Source organism: Microcoleus sp. PH2017_28_MFU_U_A, from assembly GCF_020738035.1.
In the GTDB taxonomy this organism is placed as follows: domain Bacteria; phylum Cyanobacteriota; class Cyanobacteriia; order Cyanobacteriales; family Microcoleaceae; genus Microcoleus.
Genome location: NZ_JAEQCX010000090.1, coordinates 29,017 through 45,982 on the forward strand (window position 1 = coordinate 29,017; position 16,966 = coordinate 45,982).

13 protein-coding genes, 1 tRNA gene and 1 pseudogene are annotated in these 16,966 nt (G+C 45.2%); 9 read left to right on the forward strand and 6 right to left on the reverse strand.

Features of this window, described 5'->3' with window-relative positions:
* The first annotated feature begins 522 nt into the window (after nt 1-522).
* From JGK14_RS22020 to JGK14_RS22030, 3 genes are read left to right on the forward strand one after another with little or no spacing between them, the layout of a single operon-like run.
* A complete protein-coding gene (locus tag JGK14_RS22020) occupies nt 523-3,225 on the forward strand; it encodes a CHAT domain-containing protein (RefSeq protein ID WP_325315489.1) in 2,703 nt (900 codons plus the stop codon).
* Entirely contained in the window at nt 3,222-3,689 is a 468-nt protein-coding gene (locus tag JGK14_RS22025; RefSeq protein ID WP_293176748.1) for a hypothetical protein, read from the forward strand. The genes JGK14_RS22020 and JGK14_RS22025 overlap by 4 nt, the downstream gene beginning before the upstream one ends.
* Nucleotides 3,682-5,064, forward strand: a complete 1,383-nt coding sequence (locus tag JGK14_RS22030; protein ID WP_325315490.1) for a hypothetical protein — start codon at nt 3,682-3,684, stop codon at nt 5,062-5,064. The genes JGK14_RS22025 and JGK14_RS22030 overlap by 8 nt, the downstream gene beginning before the upstream one ends.
* A 78-nt stretch (nt 5,065-5,142) precedes the next feature.
* Here JGK14_RS22030 and JGK14_RS22035 read toward each other — a convergent pair whose 3' ends face one another.
* The 3 genes from JGK14_RS22035 to JGK14_RS22045 all read right to left on the reverse strand — a co-directional run bounded on the left by JGK14_RS22035 (nt 5,143) and on the right by JGK14_RS22045 (nt 9,208).
* Complete coding sequence (locus JGK14_RS22035; protein WP_293224291.1) at nt 5,143-5,787, reverse strand: hypothetical protein; 645 nt, start codon at nt 5,785-5,787, stop codon at nt 5,143-5,145.
* A gap of 802 nt (nt 5,788-6,589) precedes the next feature.
* Entirely contained in the window at nt 6,590-7,543 is a 954-nt protein-coding gene (locus JGK14_RS22040) for a PIN domain-containing protein (RefSeq protein WP_293186757.1), read from the reverse strand.
* 138 nt (nt 7,544-7,681) lie between these two features.
* Complete coding sequence (locus JGK14_RS22045; protein ID WP_293189269.1) at nt 7,682-9,208, reverse strand: site-2 protease family protein; 1,527 nt, start codon at nt 9,206-9,208, stop codon at nt 7,682-7,684.
* Between the two features lie 363 nt (nt 9,209-9,571).
* Here JGK14_RS22045 and JGK14_RS22050 point away from each other — a divergent pair, with 363 nt between their 5' ends.
* A complete protein-coding gene (locus JGK14_RS22050) occupies nt 9,572-9,748 on the forward strand; it encodes a hypothetical protein (protein WP_293224289.1) in 177 nt (58 codons plus the stop codon).
* Between the two features lie 55 nt (nt 9,749-9,803).
* On the opposite strand, the gene JGK14_RS22055 is transcribed toward JGK14_RS22050, so the two are convergent.
* Nucleotides 9,804-9,877 (reverse strand) — tRNA-Arg (locus JGK14_RS22055).
* A gap of 770 nt (nt 9,878-10,647) precedes the next feature.
* On the opposite strand from JGK14_RS22055, the gene JGK14_RS22060 reads away from it, so the two are divergent.
* From JGK14_RS22060 to JGK14_RS22070, 3 genes are all read left to right on the forward strand, one after another.
* A complete protein-coding gene (locus tag JGK14_RS22060) occupies nt 10,648-11,322 on the forward strand; it encodes an Npun_F0813 family protein (protein ID WP_325315491.1) in 675 nt (224 codons plus the stop codon).
* Nucleotides 11,323-11,872: 550 nt separating this feature from the next.
* Nucleotides 11,873-12,937 carry a hypothetical protein gene (locus tag JGK14_RS22065; protein WP_325315492.1) on the forward strand — a complete coding sequence of 355 codons (1,065 nt, stop codon included), beginning with the start codon at nt 11,873-11,875 and terminating at the stop codon, nt 12,935-12,937.
* Nucleotides 12,938-13,093: 156 nt separating this feature from the next.
* Nucleotides 13,094-14,086: a hypothetical protein gene (locus JGK14_RS22070; RefSeq protein ID WP_293189267.1), complete on the forward strand. Its 993-nt coding sequence runs from the start codon at nt 13,094-13,096 to the stop codon at nt 14,084-14,086.
* A 1-nt stretch (nt 14,087) separates the two neighbouring features.
* Here JGK14_RS22070 and JGK14_RS22075 read toward each other — a convergent pair whose 3' ends face one another.
* Nucleotides 14,088-14,363, reverse strand: coding sequence for a LapA family protein (locus JGK14_RS22075; protein WP_293224283.1), 276 nt, complete (start codon nt 14,361-14,363; stop codon nt 14,088-14,090).
* A gap of 347 nt (nt 14,364-14,710) precedes the next feature.
* Here JGK14_RS22075 and JGK14_RS22080 point away from each other — a divergent pair, with 347 nt between their 5' ends.
* Complete coding sequence (locus JGK14_RS22080) at nt 14,711-15,673, forward strand: DNA polymerase III subunit delta' (RefSeq protein ID WP_293241612.1); 963 nt, start codon at nt 14,711-14,713, stop codon at nt 15,671-15,673.
* 240 nt (nt 15,674-15,913) lie between these two features.
* Nucleotides 15,914-16,387, forward strand: coding sequence for a peptide-methionine (S)-S-oxide reductase MsrA (gene msrA, locus JGK14_RS22085; protein ID WP_325315493.1), 474 nt, complete (start codon nt 15,914-15,916; stop codon nt 16,385-16,387).
* A gap of 92 nt (nt 16,388-16,479) precedes the next feature.
* Here msrA and JGK14_RS22090 read toward each other — a convergent pair.
* Nucleotides 16,480-16,966: pseudogene (locus JGK14_RS22090) on the reverse strand (photosystem II q(b) protein); the annotation flags it as partial.

The window sequence follows — 16,966 nt, forward strand, 5'->3', positions numbered from 1 at the left end:
CCATCAACAATCTCAAAAAAAGATGAAAAATCTCATAGCGACGCACCTCATGTCTATATCCGGTAAAAACAAGTATTAGGTTTATTTCCAGAAGCCCTTGAATAGCAAAGGTGCGTCGCTATGAGATTATCGCTCTAATTCAGAGATTTTCTAGGGCGACGCACCCTACAATGACTGATCTCTTAGTCCGCGGAGGCGGACATTGTTTGTGTAGACGCGGTTTCAACCGCCGGGTGCTCAAGGCGATCGCGAATCCCCACAATTATTGCTACAATAACAAAAACCAACCGCCTCACCATCTCACCAATGTTAGATAAAATCTGGCGCTTCCTCAAACAATTAATTCAGCGGATTTTGTGCGCTTATACTCAGTATTTTAACCCCCCCTGGCCCCCCCCCTTGGTAAGGGGGGGGACAAGAAAGAAAATCTTGCTTCCCCCCTTAGCAACAGCGGGGGGGAAAGAGGGAACAAATCTTGCTTCCCCCCTTAGCAAGGGGGGACTGAGGGGGGTTCTTCCAACTTTGACTGATGCGGAATACGAGGCGAAGTTGATGAAACTTCTAGAATGGGTGAATCAGGGCTGGGGAAGAGGCGATGTTGCGGAATTCTTAATCGCAAAACAAATTAAAAATGGTGATTTGGCGGCTTGGTTGCCGAGGTTTGGATCTCGATTGTTGGAGGGCGCGCAGGGGAGTACAGCGTCTGCGGATGCGGTGTCATCGCTTCAGGAATTGGCGCGGGGGCTGGAGGCTGAGGTTTGGTATAAGCGAGGGAAAGAACAAAATGATTTAGGCTTGTTTGAACAGGCGATCGCATCCTACGAAAAAGCTTTAGAATTCAAACCAGATTTTTACCAAGCCTGGATTAATCGGGGCTGTATTCTTTGTGACAATTTCAACAAATATGAAGAGGCGATCGCATCCTTCGACAAAGCTTTAGAAATCAAACCAGATTTTGACAAAGCCTGGTACAATATGGGCATTGCACTGGATAATTTCGGAAAGTTAGAAGATGCCATCGCATCCTGGGACAAAGCTTTAGAAATTAAACCAGATGAGCACAACGCATGGTTCAATCGGGGCCTTGCACTGCGTAAGTTAGGAAGGTTAGAAGAGGCGATCGCATCCTACGACAAAGCCTTAGAAATTAAACTAGATAAAGAGGAAGCCTGGTTCGATCGGAGCGGTGTACTGTATCATTTAGGAAAGTTAGAAGAGGCGATCGCATCCTGTGACAAAGCTTTAGAAATCAAACCAGATGACCACGCAGCCTGGAAAAATCGGAGTATAGCAGTCGAAAATGCACCTAAACATAGGCTGCTAGTTTATGAAATCTTACAGGGACAATTCCCTAAATCCCCACCAGTAACCAGAACTCTCTTAACTCACAACCTGACACAGCGCGGCTATGAAGGGCAAGTATTAACATTAAAAGCAGGCTTAGAGTATTGCCGACAAAATACCCACCCCGAAGGATACGGAATGCTGCATCGAGCACTAGGAAATGCTCACTACGATCGCGGAAAACTCAATTCTCCCAACACCTATTGGAATAAAGCCGCCACCAGCTACAAAGAAGCCCTCAAAACTCTAACACCAGATACTTTCCTGAAGCTGCATCTACAAGTTTTGCAGAAATTAATCAAAACTTTAGTCAGCCTAAAAGACACTGACGAAGCCAATAAATTACGGCGAGACGCCACCGATTTATTGCAACGCTTGCTGAAACAGCAAAACTATTCCCAACTCACCCAACAGCAACTCACCGACAAATTAGTTAGCTTTGAACAATTAACCGTAAATATATTCATCCAATCCAGGCTATTTGCCGAAGCCTTAGCCACAGCCGAAACCGATAAAAATGTCTGCTTATCTTGGCTGCTGGATGCCTTGCCAATTCCCGATTACGAAACAGAAGAGACAGTCACTCACGCACAAATTCAGCAACTCCTCAATCCCACAACCGCCGCGATTTACTGGCATCTCAGCGACGCATCCCTGACAACATTCATCATTAAATCCGATGGCTTGTTGTCTCCCGAAACCTGTTTCAGCGATTTTCCCGATGAACTTGAAAAATGGGTGAAGGAGTGGAATCAACAATACACCGACTATCAATCTAAGGAGAAAACAAGTCAAGTAAATCATCCTTGGCGTGGGGGAATGGCAAGTAAATTTGCCCGACTCAATGCAATCCTGAAAATTGATGCGATTGAACAGCAATTAGAGGGAATTACCCAGTTAATTTTGATTCCGCATCGGGACTTGCACCGCTTCCCGATTCATGCTTTGTTTAGTCGGGATTTTGTGGTTAGTTATTTGCCTAGCGCTCAATTTGGGTTGAATTTGAAACATCGGTTGAATCCTCCAACTGCGGCAAATACAGCAAATACACCAAATACAGTCGGCGAATGGAATTCGCGGCTACACAGACAAAACCCGCCTCCGCGGGTTGAAGAAGGGGAAGTGAATTCTATCCTCAGTATCGAAAATCCCAACAGTATAATCATTGATGAAAACGGCAAACGAAAAGAATTGCTTCCTTTACCAGCCGCCGAGATAGAATCCGAAATTATTTGCCGAATGTTTGCCAACTCTACCCGACGGGGAGAAAATGCAGCTACCCTCGATGAAGTCACCAAATTATTGCCACAGCCCCACAACATTTTTCACTTTACCGGACACGGTAGCTATGATTTTGACAATCCTCAACAATCAACTTTATACTTAAGCGATACTCACCGATTAACAGTCAAAGAAATCATCCAACTCAACCTCAGTAACTACAAATTAATCTGCCTTTCCGCCTGCGAAACCGCAGTCACAGACAAGCAAACAATTCTCGCCGAATATGTAGGATTGACTAGCGGTTTTATGCGGGCGGGAGTTGGCTTTGTCGTCAGTACCCTGTGGCCAGTCCAATCCGGGGCGAGTACGTTATTAATGATAGACTTTTACCGACGGTGGCGAGAAGAGGGCGATTCGCTACCCGTCGCCTTAGCAAATTCTCAAAAATGGCTGCAATCAGCCACCCGCGAAGATTTAGCCGCTTGGTATCAGCGGGAAATTGACAAGATTTCCGAAAACAGCAGCGAACTTTCTGTAGCTGAAGTTAGCCTGCGCCGATTCTTTAAAAGCAATCAGCAAAACTTGGCTAAAATGGAATCAGACCAACCTTATCAACATCCGTATTACTGGGCAGCCTTCACTCTAACGGGATTATGATGAAAAATAATAATGACGATATTTTTACAGCTTTCATTGGCGCGGTACTCCAACAAACAGAACCGCTACCCGCACCAGTTCAATTAGAGTTTAATAAAATTGATGAAGCTTTCACAATTATCGATATCGAAAGACTTGCCGAATTGCATCCCCCTCTGCTAGCTGCTTATGAAGAAACTCATAATTGGTTGATGTATCATAGCAATGAACGTAGCAAAGGATTAGATGTTTTGCCGGATAGTGAATCTGAAAAAGAAAACACTACTAACCCCGAAATTAGTAACGCAGCCAGCGATATCAGCGATTTAACAAATTTACCAAAAATCATCAATGAAATCGATACCAAAGTTAAGCCGCGAGGGTTAAAAAAAATTCTGGGAAAAATCTTGCAAGCTGGGGATTCAGTGCAAGCAAGTCGCGATACAATTTTATCGTCAATAGCAGACAGTTTCACCCATGACTAACGAAAATTGGCTGATTTACCCTACCGTCGATTTGTTTGTCTACGATTTAGCCGACGGTATCGGACAAAGTGAAGACAAAATCAGCCAAAACCGCCAGCAGTTTTGGCAAAAAATCTATGGCGATAAACTCTCGCAGCCACAGCAAACACAAATCGAACAAGCTGAAACCGAAATCGGTGATTACATCGATTTACTCGGCAACCAAAAAGTAGTAGCATTTGAATCTCCCCTCGATGGCTATGCTTATCCTGTCAAATTCGGCGATACTTATGCGGTGCAGTTTGACTTATCCGGCAAAATAGAACCCGACAGCGATAAGAAATTTGTACCCAAAGAAATCGATTGTTTAGAATGGCTGAAATCTACAATCATCTCGCGCTTCAATCAACCTGCTACTATCGGTCAAAGTTGGCTAGTTTGGGGTGAATTGACTAGCGGGCAAGATGCTTTAAAAACTGCCAAAAATTGCTACAACAAACTTGAGTTAGTCCCGAATGCTAAATGGGATCGGGATTTAAAAGCATCAGGGCAATTTTTAGGGGCAAATTTTTATGAATTGTGGCTACCTCCGGGAGATAGAGGCAATATCAGCCAAAATTATCATGTGTTAATTTGCTTGTTTTCTAACAGTGGCGAGGCATCAATTCCCACTACTCGCCAAAAAATGACTAAACTTTATCCGCAGTTCCTCCGATTATTTGGATACCGCAATAAAGTGATTTGGGCTTATCAACAAAGCCGCCAACTTAAGTCGAATCTCAAGGATGCTTCGCGGAAGATTCAAGAAATTGTCAGCCTACTGCCAGAACAAGTCAATGCTGCTAAAGTTGACTTGAAACAATTGCAGCAAAATTTGGTCTATTGCTTGACAATTTTTTCGATTTATGCTAATTATATTAGTCGATTGGAAGAACAAGAAAATACAATTAAAACTAATCTAAATAACTATAATAAACGGCTAGAAACTATAGCGGAAAGAATGGGAAATGACAAAAATGAGTTAAAATTTATGGCAAGTTTCAGCGATTTTGCTGAAGAAAAGTACATCACCCAAGTTAAAGCGGATAATCGGAGTTTGAGTGCGGGATTGCGGTTGTTGGAAAATGCGATTCAGACGATTGAGGGGATTATCGAGATTGAGAGGGCTAAGAGCGATCGCACTTTAAACTTTACCATTGGTACAGTGGGCGTGGGAATTGGCACCAGCGGAGTCGCCGCCAGCATCTACGCCAGCCAAATCAAAAGCCCCGCTAGCCCGGAAAATCCGATGTCGGCCAGTCAAGTTCTCGTGTTGAGTCTGCTTTTGGGAATTGCAGGAGGCTTAGTCAGTGCGGGTTTATTAAAATTGCTTGACAGAATTCGGGGCTCGAAATAAACCGCAGATGGGGCTGAGGGCGCACAGAGAAGACAAGGGGAGAAAGTTATTGAGGGTTGATAACTCTGAGGATTTCTGTTAGTTAGCAGGCTTGACATCTTCCCACCAAAGTTGGACATAAGGCCAGAATACTTTATCATCATCTAGCCTGACTGTCACTTCATAGCGATCGATCTGAGTGAGTTCGCCTGTTTTACCATTGAATTGCAATTGTTTGGGATCGTCAGTGTGAATTTCTACCTTCTGATTCAACAGCGGCAGCATTTGCTTTGAAGAACCATGAAACGGATTTTTGCCTCTGAGCACATAGCCACCAATGAAAGATATGTACATTAAAGTTAGGAAAAATACTGTACAGAAACTCACAATCAACAGTGTTTTTGCTTGTGAAAAATTGGTATAAACGCTCGTAACTCCTACTACCATTGTTCCGAAAAATAACAGACTCGGGAGCAAAAGTCCATCTCCCAGAAACTCGCTACAAAAAAGCATCAGGGGTATCTGAAAACCAAATAATGCAGCTACCCAAATCCACCCACTCAGCAAGGATTCAGATAGTAGCCAATTCATTCCTACTGTAAGGCCGATCGCAATTCCTATCGCCCAAATCGGTGCCGCATAATCGTACTGTCTGAAGGGAAGAACTACAAAAAAGAATACAGCATAAATAAAACCCGCAATAGCTAAGGCTAATCCACTAATTATTTCGTTCCAGTTCAGCATTTTTAAATTCGGCGCAAATAGTGAAATCTTAATTAATATTATGTCGGCTTGAACAATAGTCCGGACATTTTTTTATCGCGAACGGTATAATAAGGGTTTCAGCTTCTTCAGACGCTGAAATCTTAACGGTAGAATGCCAGTTTCAGCCACCACCCCAAAAAAACTGTCCGGATTATTGCTCGAACAACCCCTATAAAATAGGTTTGAGGGTTCGGACTTCTCAGAACAAACGCATCTTATTTTTAGGATGCTTGCTAGACAAAGGTTTGGGCTATTGTGCATTTGTGTTCCCAAATGCTGAAACCCTTGCTAGGTAATGCTTACAGAATTCATGCCAATTTGAAAAATTAATGCAACAATATTGGTAGGGTGTGGATTCATCGATCGTACAAAAAAAATACAGAAAATCTGACAGCGACACAAAGCGCGACAATACTTGAGTAAACAAAGTCAACTAAGAGTGTTGCAGCAAGGATTTTTTAAATTGGTATTAGATGCGTTTGCCATGGGACTTCAGTCCTTTGATTTTTGATGCGGACTGAAGTCCGAACGATCAAACCTTATAAATGATAAAAATTAATAAATTAGACAGGAGAAGGAAAAAATTTGCGATCGCGCAAAGATGTAAAATCTAATTCCGCTAATGCTTTCTCGCTTATTTTGATGTGTTCTCAATCTGTGAATAGTTACCAATTAACCGGGCTGGCAATTACAGATTAAGGCTATCACAGACTTTTGCTACTTGCTGTCGATGGTGATAGTCCTTATTGAAGCTAGAAAGCGGAATTTTCAGACCGATATATCATTTAGGGTCGATCGACTTGACAAATTGTTGCACAGGCTGCGGTAGAGCCGGTACAAAAGTCTTTCTAAAACCCCGAGCATCCAACACTCGCCACAAAATACCCACCGCTACCGTCAAGAAAAATAACGCTCCCAAAAAATTGAACGCACCAGACAGAAAACCGCCATCCCTTTTTTTCGGAGGCGTAATGTGTTTGATCCGATATACAGCCGGCTCGTAATCTTTCCGTTCCTCGCGACTGGGCACCGGCTTTTTGGCATTGGTGCGCGAACTCTTACGGGGGCTCCCACTCAAACCCGTTTGATTAGTTTTAGTAGAACTACTGGGCGAGTCCAAATCAGAAGCGCCACGCATCGTGAACTTGCTAACAGATGTCCCGGTTTTGCCAACACCAGCATTCTGTATTCTACTGTTAGAGCGCTGAGTTGATTGGCGATCGGCTAAAGTTCGCATCAAACTTTGCAATTGCTGAGTCGCAGCCGGCGGGCGTTCCGCTTTCCTCGCCCAATTTAACAGCATCGCCGCAGTAATGCCGCAAAGATTCGCAGCCCCCACAGAAGCTATCCGCTTCAGCAGAGGCTGACTGTTGGACACAAACACCACCAGTGCGTCGGGATGTTCCTGAGCCAGACCGTAAACGCACTGAGCTGTAGCTACTACTAGCATTGCTTGTGCGCTTTGATTTTTCATCGAGGGTTCTAGGCCCCGATGCGTTTCTTGAGCATCAGTCACAATCCAGCCACTATCTGCAAAAAAGCGCATAAACTCTCTGGCCACTTGCTCTTGAGCTTTTTCTACCGCTTTCCCTGTCAGATAATCTATTTCGTCATACACTACTTCCGGGAGATAGCAACTTCCCACCTTGGCATATTCTTGCCAAACTTGGGTTCTGCCAGCCATCAAAACATCCGCATCAAAAGTTACCAATACAGGAGGAAGTTGATTAGCCATAACTTTAGCCTAGATGCTCATATCCGTGATTTTTACTTGCTAAATTAAGTTTAAACAAATTCCGAGCTTTTCTATTGGGTTAATTCATAAATATCTGGGGTGCGCCCAAGCGCACCCAGCCCACCAATGGTCAGATGATTAGTTGCCAATTCCTAAACGCCCAGCTAAAGCGGGAGTCAAGGGCAAAAGTACAGAAATCATTAAGAACAAAGCCAACAAACCCAAAGCTGCGCGAGCGTCGTCAGGTTCAGTCAGCTCGTTAAGGCTCGGCCGCTCCAGATTCCGCTGTAAAATCAGAATCACGATCGCCCAATACAAAGCCAAAGGATTAACTAAAGAAGCGATCGCCAGCACCACAAACGTCGCCAAAGTAGCGCGACTGGCAATTTTCCGGCCGTAGATTGCTTGCACAATTCTACCTCCGTCCAACTGTCCCGCAGGCATCAAATTAATCGCCGTGATTACCAAGCCCAACCAACCAATAACTACCAGCGGGTGAACGTCAACAATCTGTTGCTGCAACGCCGCACCCAAAACCACTTTTGCCAAAGTTCCCACCAAAACCGAGCCCTTGAAATACTCTGCGGGAATTTGAAACAAACTGCCGGGGTGAGAAAGCAGCAAACCCGTTACCAGCATGAGCAGAGAAATTATTCCCCCAGCGGCTGACCCAGCAAAAGCAATGTCAAACAAAACTTTACGGTTGGGAAGCAGCGACTCAAAACGCTCGATCGCCCCAAAAGAACCTATCTGAAAAGTTGGTATAAAAAACGGCCAACTCAAGCCAACCTTGTACTGATTTGCCAGCACTCGGCGAGCAATTTCGCCTGAACCTAAAACCGCCCAAATTCCCGCCGCAATTGGCAGCACTTCTGGATATCTACCAGGCGAGTTAAAGAAATCGAAACTCAGCAGCAAACCGGCTGTTTCCAAACTGGTAGCAATTGTTGCTAGTAGCAGTACGACTGCGAGGATTTTTTGAGATAGGGTAGTGGGCTGCGGGTCGTTTGTGCTGGGCAAGATAATAACTACCGGCTTCTCGTCCTGATTTTCTACTAAAAACAGGCGGTAGCGATCGTTCAATCTTTCTTGCAAACTTGCCGTCAAACGCGAGTGTACTTGTTCTGGGTCTCCCCGGAGATTGCCTTTCAAGATTACCCCATCTTGATAGGGAATCGTTTCTATAGCAAAGAAAGTATCGATGCCAAAGATGCCTTGAATTGCCTTGAGGTCTTCAACTGGAACGGGAATTATTTCTAATTCATTAGTTGCAGGCGATGTGACGATCTTAATAATTTCTTTTGCTGGTACCCGTTGTTCGTTTGCAGGGGAGTTTCCATCGCTTTGGGACTCGATCTGGGCCGGATCGGGGCGCGAGTCGATCACTGCATCGGCTGCTGCCTTCCGCAATTGCCTGCCCAGATAAATGTACAATCCCGTGGATGTCACCAGCAGCAACAATACCGCCACTAGATTTAGGTAAATCCCGGCACCGAACAAACCAAAGAACAGCAGCCACGGACTCATCAGCACCACTGACTGCAACCAAGCTAACATTCCCAGTTTGCCAAAAGGTCTGGCGCGATAAAATCCCCAACCCAGAATTCCCACAGCAACCAATACCAGTGCAATTGTGGCGGTATTTTCCGATGCCACGATCGGCATTCCGGTTGCTTGCGCCAATATCGGCTGTAACTGGTCGATCGCGCTGCGGTCGAGTAATAGCATTAAATTTTGGGGTATATGAAATAAAATTGCTCTTAACATATCCAAACCTGTCCAAAAATAGCCCGATCACTAAGGATAACTCCTGAGGGCTTCTCGACCCACAATCGCCTGCTGCTGTTTTAACTTTTGGGCGATCGGCTATTGACACAAAAGACTTTTTATGATAACACATCCGGTGTGTCAATCGATTTTAGATTGTAGATTTTAAATTTTAGATTTTAGAGGCGACCCCACGGATAAATTCGGGGGAAGAGAGGATTTGAGATTTTCGATTTGGGATTGATTCCACCGATAAATCACGTGGCGGAACATGCAGAAATTCGCTTGTCAAACATAAGAGGAAGAGGCGTAGGAGTGTCGATCGCGCGGAAGCCGGAAGATTTGCCAAATTTGGCAGGTCGGGCTTCAGGACGAATTTCATGGTGTTTTGGATGCCCGAATCCGCAACAACTGCGAAACAAACAAGGTTTCAGGTAGTCTGTCAGCTTTGGGGAAAACGTCTGAAACTATTGTCATGTATAGGTTTGGTTAACGGGTACGGCAGGACTTGAACCTGCGGCTCGCTGCTTAGAAGGCAGCTACTCTATCCAACTGAGTTACGCACCCAACTCAAAAAATCTTTAACAGTATCATTGTATCGGTGGAGTGTGCGATCGAGCAAGTAAATATTTTTTAACTTAGACAGAAACCGGTTCTATCTAAAAAACTACGATGTGGAGCGCGGCGCGATCGGGAGCGAACACGCTAGTGATGAGAGTGCCCTTGCGTCCAGGATAGCAATTCACAAAAGCTGGAGGGACTCACCTGCAAACAACACAATTGTTAAAATTCGATAGTGACAAAGCCTCAAACGTAGGCCACAAGATCGAAAAACCAGAAATCCTCCCCTGATTTTAGGCATGAGTTGAGGCAATCGTGACTAACTTGCCGATCTTTGCCGATCTTTGATGATGTTTGCCAACATTCTGCTCGACTTGATATTTGAGAAAAATGTGGTAGAACTAGGATTGAAAGACTCAGGTGAAAATCCCTGATGGTAGGGAGCCTATATATAGGCTTCCTCTACGGCATCAAAGCAAAATAGTCAATCGCCCGATCGGCACATCTCGAAAATCAAGCGTTGCTAGTACAGCAATCGTAAGTTGTGCGCGGGGGAATTTCCTTCGTGCATTAGTTCATATGCCAGGGTTGAGAGACAATCTCAGCTTAGATATTTGTTAGCATTTGCTAGCAAAAAAGTATAGGAACGCTTGAGGAGGGCAATCCTACTAACCAATTTAAGTGGATTCGTTGAATCAAGCATCCCCAAGCCTAAAAGCCTGGAGAGCTTCAAAAGCACAGCACCTCGGCCATGACAGGAGTCAAATCGCAGTGTCATGTTTATTCTGAAACGGCAGGATGTTGAAATATCCAATTTTCAACACCCAAAACGGGATCAACAAATTCCCATTCTCAATTATCAGGGGCAGACTTTTCGCCTAATCAGCGCCTTCAACGGCAAGCAAGCAGAAGACGCCAGAGCCTTGTGGCGGGATTTAACCGACAACCGAGGCAAAGCCTGCGTTCTGCTAGAAGAGCCGGATAGATATAGCGTTTGGGGAAAAGTCCGTTTAGATCAGCTTGCCGGTGAAGAACCGGGCGGTACAGAATCGGCTAAAGCACCGCTATTCGCGCAGGGCTGTCTGCTGCTCCTCCAAGCTGTTTACTTCGATGTAGAAGACCTCTTAGGCGCAAGGCAAGCCGCATCGTTTCAGAAAGATATCGCCAAGGTATTTCAGCAAGGAAACTTCCCCCAGGCAGACTCCGCTGATGCGATCAAAAATTGGCTGACCGTTAGTCCCTTGCAAAATCATAAGGTGCCCCCTTGGCAAGAGCAACATCTCAAAACCTTATTGCAAGAACTTCACCGTTTGGGCAAATCATATTTTGGCAATACCGACTTCGCTGAGGGAGTGAGCGATGTGCTGCAAGATATGCCAGCACCGGATCGCACTCAGTTTCTAGATTGGCTGAAACAATCAGCCCTCAACAAGTTGTGGATCGCAGGATAGAAAATCTTTGACAATTGCTCTGACAATTGGGCGCAGATAATCGAGCTGAGATAATTGCACTGTCGGGGGCAAGGGAGATACAGGTTGGATTGCCAACTTGTATCGATCGAGCGACATAACTGTTAAATCAGTTAAGAGGCCAGCTACAGTCTGGCAATTTAACTAAATTTTGATCGCAGTTCCCACCCAGAATCATTGATATGAGTGGGGGAGTGTGAAAGCCAAAAACAGAGAAAACAACATTTGAGGATATAACTTCCGAGTTTAATAGGTACGGTAAAACCCTTAATGGTGAAGGCGCAGACCGTATTTTTATCATCTATTCCCGGGGAAAATATCGACTAAGAACTAATTCTTTGAATTAGTAAATAGATACTATTCTTGCTTAGTCTTCCGAGAGTGTACGAAGGCCAAAGTCCCGATGACACGCTGAGGACGCCAGTTTTTCCCGGAGCGTCAGATCAAGGTTCTTTGGCGAAAGAATCCTCATCTACAATCAAAGATTGAGATGGGGTGCGTTCAACCGCTAGTTAGGTATCGTGAAATCCCTATGAGTAGCACTTCAGAAAAGTCATCTACATCTACATCTTTACTATCAGCTCAGACCCTCGTGATTGTGGGCATTGTCTGGGCTGTCCTGGCGCTGCTGTTCTTTTTGCTGTTCAGTGTTCCGCTTTCACAGCAAGATGGTCTACCGCTTTGGTACTCGATCGGCACTTTGGTTTTTGAATGCGGAGCATACCTCGGAGCTGCATTAGTTTGTTTTAGAAACTGGAGAAGCCCGCACATGGCCAGCGGGCGCAACGTCTGGCTGGGGATTGGTCTGGGGATGCTGTTCTATTTTATCGCCGGGGTGCTATTTGGCATTTGGGAACTGTATTTCGAGTTAGACCCGGATGTGTCCCCCGCAGATGCCTTTTATCTGGTCAGTTATGTGGCATTGATCGGGGGCATGGTTCTAGCTGTGACTTCCAAGCGACTGAATCTAGAACTTTGGCAGTGGGGTTTGTTAGCGGCAATAGCAGCCTTTGGGATTGCCGTAGCTATCTGGGTTGCTGCGCCTGACTCTTGGAGACAACAGCTAGGAATGGCTCCGACAGCTCCCCAGGAAGTAGTGACAGGATCTGCACCTGACTCAACGGCTGCTAAAGGAAAAGCCCCTGCTTTGGACAATTCGGCCCAGTCAAAGGCAAAAGGAACGGCAGCAGCGGCTGCTAAATCGGCACCTGAAGAAGAATCAGCAGAAGTAACTAAAGCTCCCGAATGGGTGATCGCACTTGACAAGCAACTATCACCTTACGCCTATGCAATCAATTTGTTTTACATCGTCGGGGACGTTTTTCTGCTGATTATTGCTACTGCGCTGCTGCTGGCGTTTTGGGGAGGACGTTTTTCCCAATCTTGGAGAATGATTGCGGCTGCAACTTTTTCGCTTTACATCGCAGATATGTACTTCAAATGGCGCGATACTCAGGCTGAGGGTAGTTATCAAAGCGGCAGTTTACTGGAAGTCTTTTTTGTTTTCAGTGGCATCCTGTTCGGAATAGGAGCTGTCTTGGAACATGACATCTCAACCCGTTCCCGCCAGAGCAGGCGGACTCGTCGCTCTGCTTAGGGATTGGAGTGGAGGGGTTGCTTCGGCAACGGATTGGAACGCGAAAGCTTTTTTGCCCTTGCCTGCATCTGTCAACTTCAAATCGAAAATGAAAAATCATAGTTTGCCGATCGCACTTCCTACGTCTTTTCACGTCTTTTTGGTGGAAAACTTGGCATGACGCCCACAAAACTCTCCGATTCAGACAAACGGGAACTCCTCAGGCTGTACCGACAGTCGGACGAGAATACTATCACTCTGGCCAAGCGCTACGGAGTGAGTAGTTCGACTGTAAGGCGCATCCTTCAGGGGGCTTTGTCCGAGTTAGAATACGCATTTCTAGTCCAGCAAAAACAAAAGCGTTCGTCCGATCGTAGCACCAGCAGCCTTTCTCAACCAACAGAAACGGCTGCTGAATCGCCGGCTAAGAACTCCATCGCCCCTGGAGATACTCCCCTGTCTGAGTCACTCCCCGTCACGCAGTCAGCCCCAAATTCGAGGCCGACGATCCGAAAGCGTTCTGTATCAGCCACCCAACCTGTACCAGAAATCGAAATTCCAGGAACTTTACAGTCGGATTTCGAGGTTTCTGATTTACCAGATGCCCCCGTCGGCAATCTTGCCGAACCCAGCCACCGTGCTGTTGTGACTGGGGAACTACAGGCAATGCTTGGTGGTGAAGATTTTAGCGATTTCGACGAAGATGAGGATGAGGAGGAGGATGAGGATGAGGATGAGGAGGATTTAGATGACGACTTCGACGAAGATTTAGAGGATGAAGATTCTCTGTTTGAAGCGAGTCTGCTGGGTTCGATGTCCGGGGAGTCGATAGAACTTCGGGCTGGCCCGATTCAAGTTTTGCCTTTAAGCGAAGCATCTGTGCCCAAAATTTGCTATTTAGTAGTCGATCGGGCGGCAGAGTTAATCACCAGACCTCTGAAAGCATTTGGCGAACTCGGTCAAATTCCGGCGGCCGAAATTCGCGAGAAAACTCTACCAGTTTTTGACAATCATCGAGTAGCGCGCCGATTTTCTACTCGCAATCAAAGAGTTTTCAAGATTCCAGACGGCAGGCTGTTGCAAAAAGCCGCGCCTTACTTGCTAGCCAAAGGAATTACTCGGCTGCTGATTGAAGGTCAGGTTTATTCCATCGAAGGTGTGAAAAATTAACTTAATATTCTGCGGTGTCCGAGTCTTCGGGATTTGCTTGAAATCTGGGACGCGAGTCTTGGGAATCTGAAAGGTTCCAAAGCGGTTGTAGCACTGCACCGCCTATCAGTCCCGCACTAATGCTCATGGCCAATACTAATCCTACAGGAATCTGTATGGATTTAAACAAGATAAAGCTTAAGGCTACTGGCGCGGCGTTCTGGACTGAGATTATGCCGATCGCGCTTGCTAAAATTGCTACTAAAAAACTTATGGCGAGCAGAGGAATTGTTTTCATAAATGGGCAGAAAAGCTAACACTTTAACTAATTTTACTGCTTAATGATTTAAATCTTATGTCAAAATATTATTTTGGCAAACCTCCTATCATTAAATAATATACAACAAGATTAGGGGCAAAGTCAAGTAGATACCGGAGAAATATATTTTTTGTTAAATTAAACATAAAAAATAAACATTTTTACAATTCTAATTTTTACAATGCCAACTGTATTGCGAGTATATCATGGGCAGTCATCTCAACTAAACTAAATGGAATGATGTTAATGTTACCTTCATGTTAGTAATTTAACTTGTCAATGTACCTCATAAACTTGGAATACGCTGTATTTATCACTCTTAAAACATGGAATATTTCACATCATTGATCGGGCAAGATCGAGCAGTAGAATTGCTGACCCAAGCAGTCGATCGCAACCGAATTGCTCCCGGCTATCTATTTGTCGGCTCCAACGGCACCGGCAAAAGCTTAGCAGCACAGTGTTTCATCGAGCTTTTATTCTCAGTAAATCTTCCCGAAAGGCGATCGAGAGAATCCGTGCAAAATCGCGTCCGACAGCGAAATCATCCAGACTTACTCTGGGTAGAACCAACCTACATGAACCAAGGCAAACGGCTTTCCGCAAAAGAAGCAGAGGAAGCAGGATTAAAGCGAAAAGCACCGCCCCAAATTCGCCTAGAACAAATTCGCGAAATCGGCGAATTTCTGAGTAGGCCACCACTAGAAGCTGGGCGTTCAGTCGTAGTTTTGGAACAAGCAGAAACAATGGGTGAAGGAGCCGCCAACGGCTTGTTAAAGACCTTGGAAGAACCGGGAAAAGCAGCGCTAATTTTAATTGCTCCGACTGTGGAAGCTTTGCTACCCACGTTGATTTCCCGCTGTCAAAAAATCCAGTTTTCGCGGCTGAATCCCGAAGCAATGAGACAAGTTTTGCAGCAAGGGGGATTTGCCGAGATTTTATCCCATCCCGAGGTAATCGGGATGGCGCAGGGAAGTCCTGGAGAAGCAATTGCTATTTGGCAACAACTGCAATCAATACCCGAGGATTTGCTGCAAAAAGTCAAGCAGTTGCCTCAAAATTTGCGCTCAGCTTTGGAATTGGCTAAGGAAATTGATAAAACTTTAGATACTGAATCTCAGTTGTGGTTAATTGATTATTTACAGCATTGTTACTGGCAGCAATTTTTGGCAGGCCGAATTAGCCGATCGCCCTTAGAACCCTTAGAAAAAGCCCGACAATATTTGCTAAACTACGTACAGCCGCGATTAGTCTGGGAATGCACACTAATGGGAATCTGTCAACCATAATAAGAGTGCCAAGTTTGAGCCCAATACAATAATTAAATAAATTCACCTAATTAAAAATAAAATATCGATCGCTAAAAAGCTTGCTGTATATGTCTTATCACTTCTCTCGGGACGATAACTAAAGCCGTCCTCCGACTTCTATTTCTGTTCTTCCTTCTTCCGACTTCCATTTCTATTCTTCCTTCTATCAACTGTCAACTGTCAACTGTCAACTGTCAACTCTTCCTTCTTCTTAACACAATGGAAAAAGCCACATTTGCCGCCGGTTGTTTTTGGGGAGTCGAACACAAGTTTCGCGCCGTTGCGGGTGTCATCTCGACTGCTGCGGGCTACACAGGAGGTCACTGGCCGAATCCCTGCTACCTCGACGTTTGCGCCCGAGTTACCGGTCACGCTGAAGCAGTGATCTTGGAGTACGATCGATCGCAAATCAGTTACGAAACACTGCTAGATATATTCTGGAACTGTCACGATCCAACCCAAATCAATCGCCAAGGCCCCGACAGAGGCGAACAATACAGGTCAGTCATTTTTTATCACAATTCGGAACAAGAAAAAGCCGCCCGCGCATCCAAACAAAAATTGCAAATTTCCGGTAAATACGACAAAGATATTGCCACCGAAATCAAACCCGCTGGTGAATTTTACATGGCCGATGATTACCACCAGCAGTATATTGATAAGAAGCGGCAGCCCTCCGCATCAAAGGACTAAAGTCCTCACTACAAACCTGATAAAAATATATTTTCCCAAACAAAAAGCGCCCCTATTTCTAGGAGCGCTTTTTGTCAATCAAGAGTTAAAAATTAACCGTTGATGGAAGGAGCAACCAAAGCCACGGGAGTTGTTTCACCAGCAGCCAAGTCGAGTGGGAAGTTGTGAGCGTTGCGCTCGTGCATTACTTCCATACCCAAGTTAGCGCGGTTGATGACATCAGCCCAGGTGTTGATGACGCGACCTTGTGAGTCGATAATCGATTGGTTGAAGTTGAAACCGTTCAAGTTGAATGCCATTGTGGAAATACCCAAAGAGGTAAACCAAATGCCAACTACTGGCCATGCGCCTAACAAGAAGTGCAAGGAACGGCTGTTGTTGAAAGAAGCGTATTGGAAGATCAAACGACCGAAGTAGCCGTGGGCTGCAACGATGTTGTAGGTTTCTTCTTCTTGACCGAATTTGTAACCGTAGTTTTGTGACTCGGTTTCAGTTGTTTCGCGAACCAAAGAAGAGGTAACTAAAGAACCGTGCATGGCGGAGAACAAAGAACCACCGAATACACCGGCAACTCCCAAC

Excerpts from the sequence above, each read along its gene's own strand:
- JGK14_RS22025 (WP_293176748.1), top strand. The coding sequence starts at position 3,222 with ATGATGAAAAATAATAATGACGATATTTTTACAGCTTTCATTGGCGCG.
- JGK14_RS22030 (WP_325315490.1), top strand. The coding sequence starts at position 3,682 with ATGACTAACGAAAATTGGCTGATTTACCCTACCGTCGATTTGTTTGTC.
- JGK14_RS22035 (WP_293224291.1), bottom strand. The coding sequence starts at position 5,787 with ATGCTGAACTGGAACGAAATAATTAGTGGATTAGCCTTAGCTATTGCG.
- JGK14_RS22040 (WP_293186757.1), bottom strand. The coding sequence starts at position 7,543 with ATGGCTAATCAACTTCCTCCTGTATTGGTAACTTTTGATGCGGATGTT.
- JGK14_RS22045 (WP_293189269.1), bottom strand. The coding sequence starts at position 9,208 with ATGCCGATCGTGGCATCGGAAAATACCGCCACAATTGCACTGGTATTG.
- JGK14_RS22060 (WP_325315491.1), top strand. The coding sequence starts at position 10,648 with ATGTTTATTCTGAAACGGCAGGATGTTGAAATATCCAATTTTCAACAC.
- JGK14_RS22065 (WP_325315492.1), top strand. The coding sequence starts at position 11,873 with ATGAGTAGCACTTCAGAAAAGTCATCTACATCTACATCTTTACTATCA.
- JGK14_RS22070 (WP_293189267.1), top strand. The coding sequence starts at position 13,094 with ATGACGCCCACAAAACTCTCCGATTCAGACAAACGGGAACTCCTCAGG.
- JGK14_RS22075 (WP_293224283.1), bottom strand. The coding sequence starts at position 14,363 with ATGAAAACAATTCCTCTGCTCGCCATAAGTTTTTTAGTAGCAATTTTA.
- JGK14_RS22080 (WP_293241612.1), top strand. The coding sequence starts at position 14,711 with ATGGAATATTTCACATCATTGATCGGGCAAGATCGAGCAGTAGAATTG.
- msrA (WP_325315493.1), top strand. The coding sequence starts at position 15,914 with ATGGAAAAAGCCACATTTGCCGCCGGTTGTTTTTGGGGAGTCGAACAC.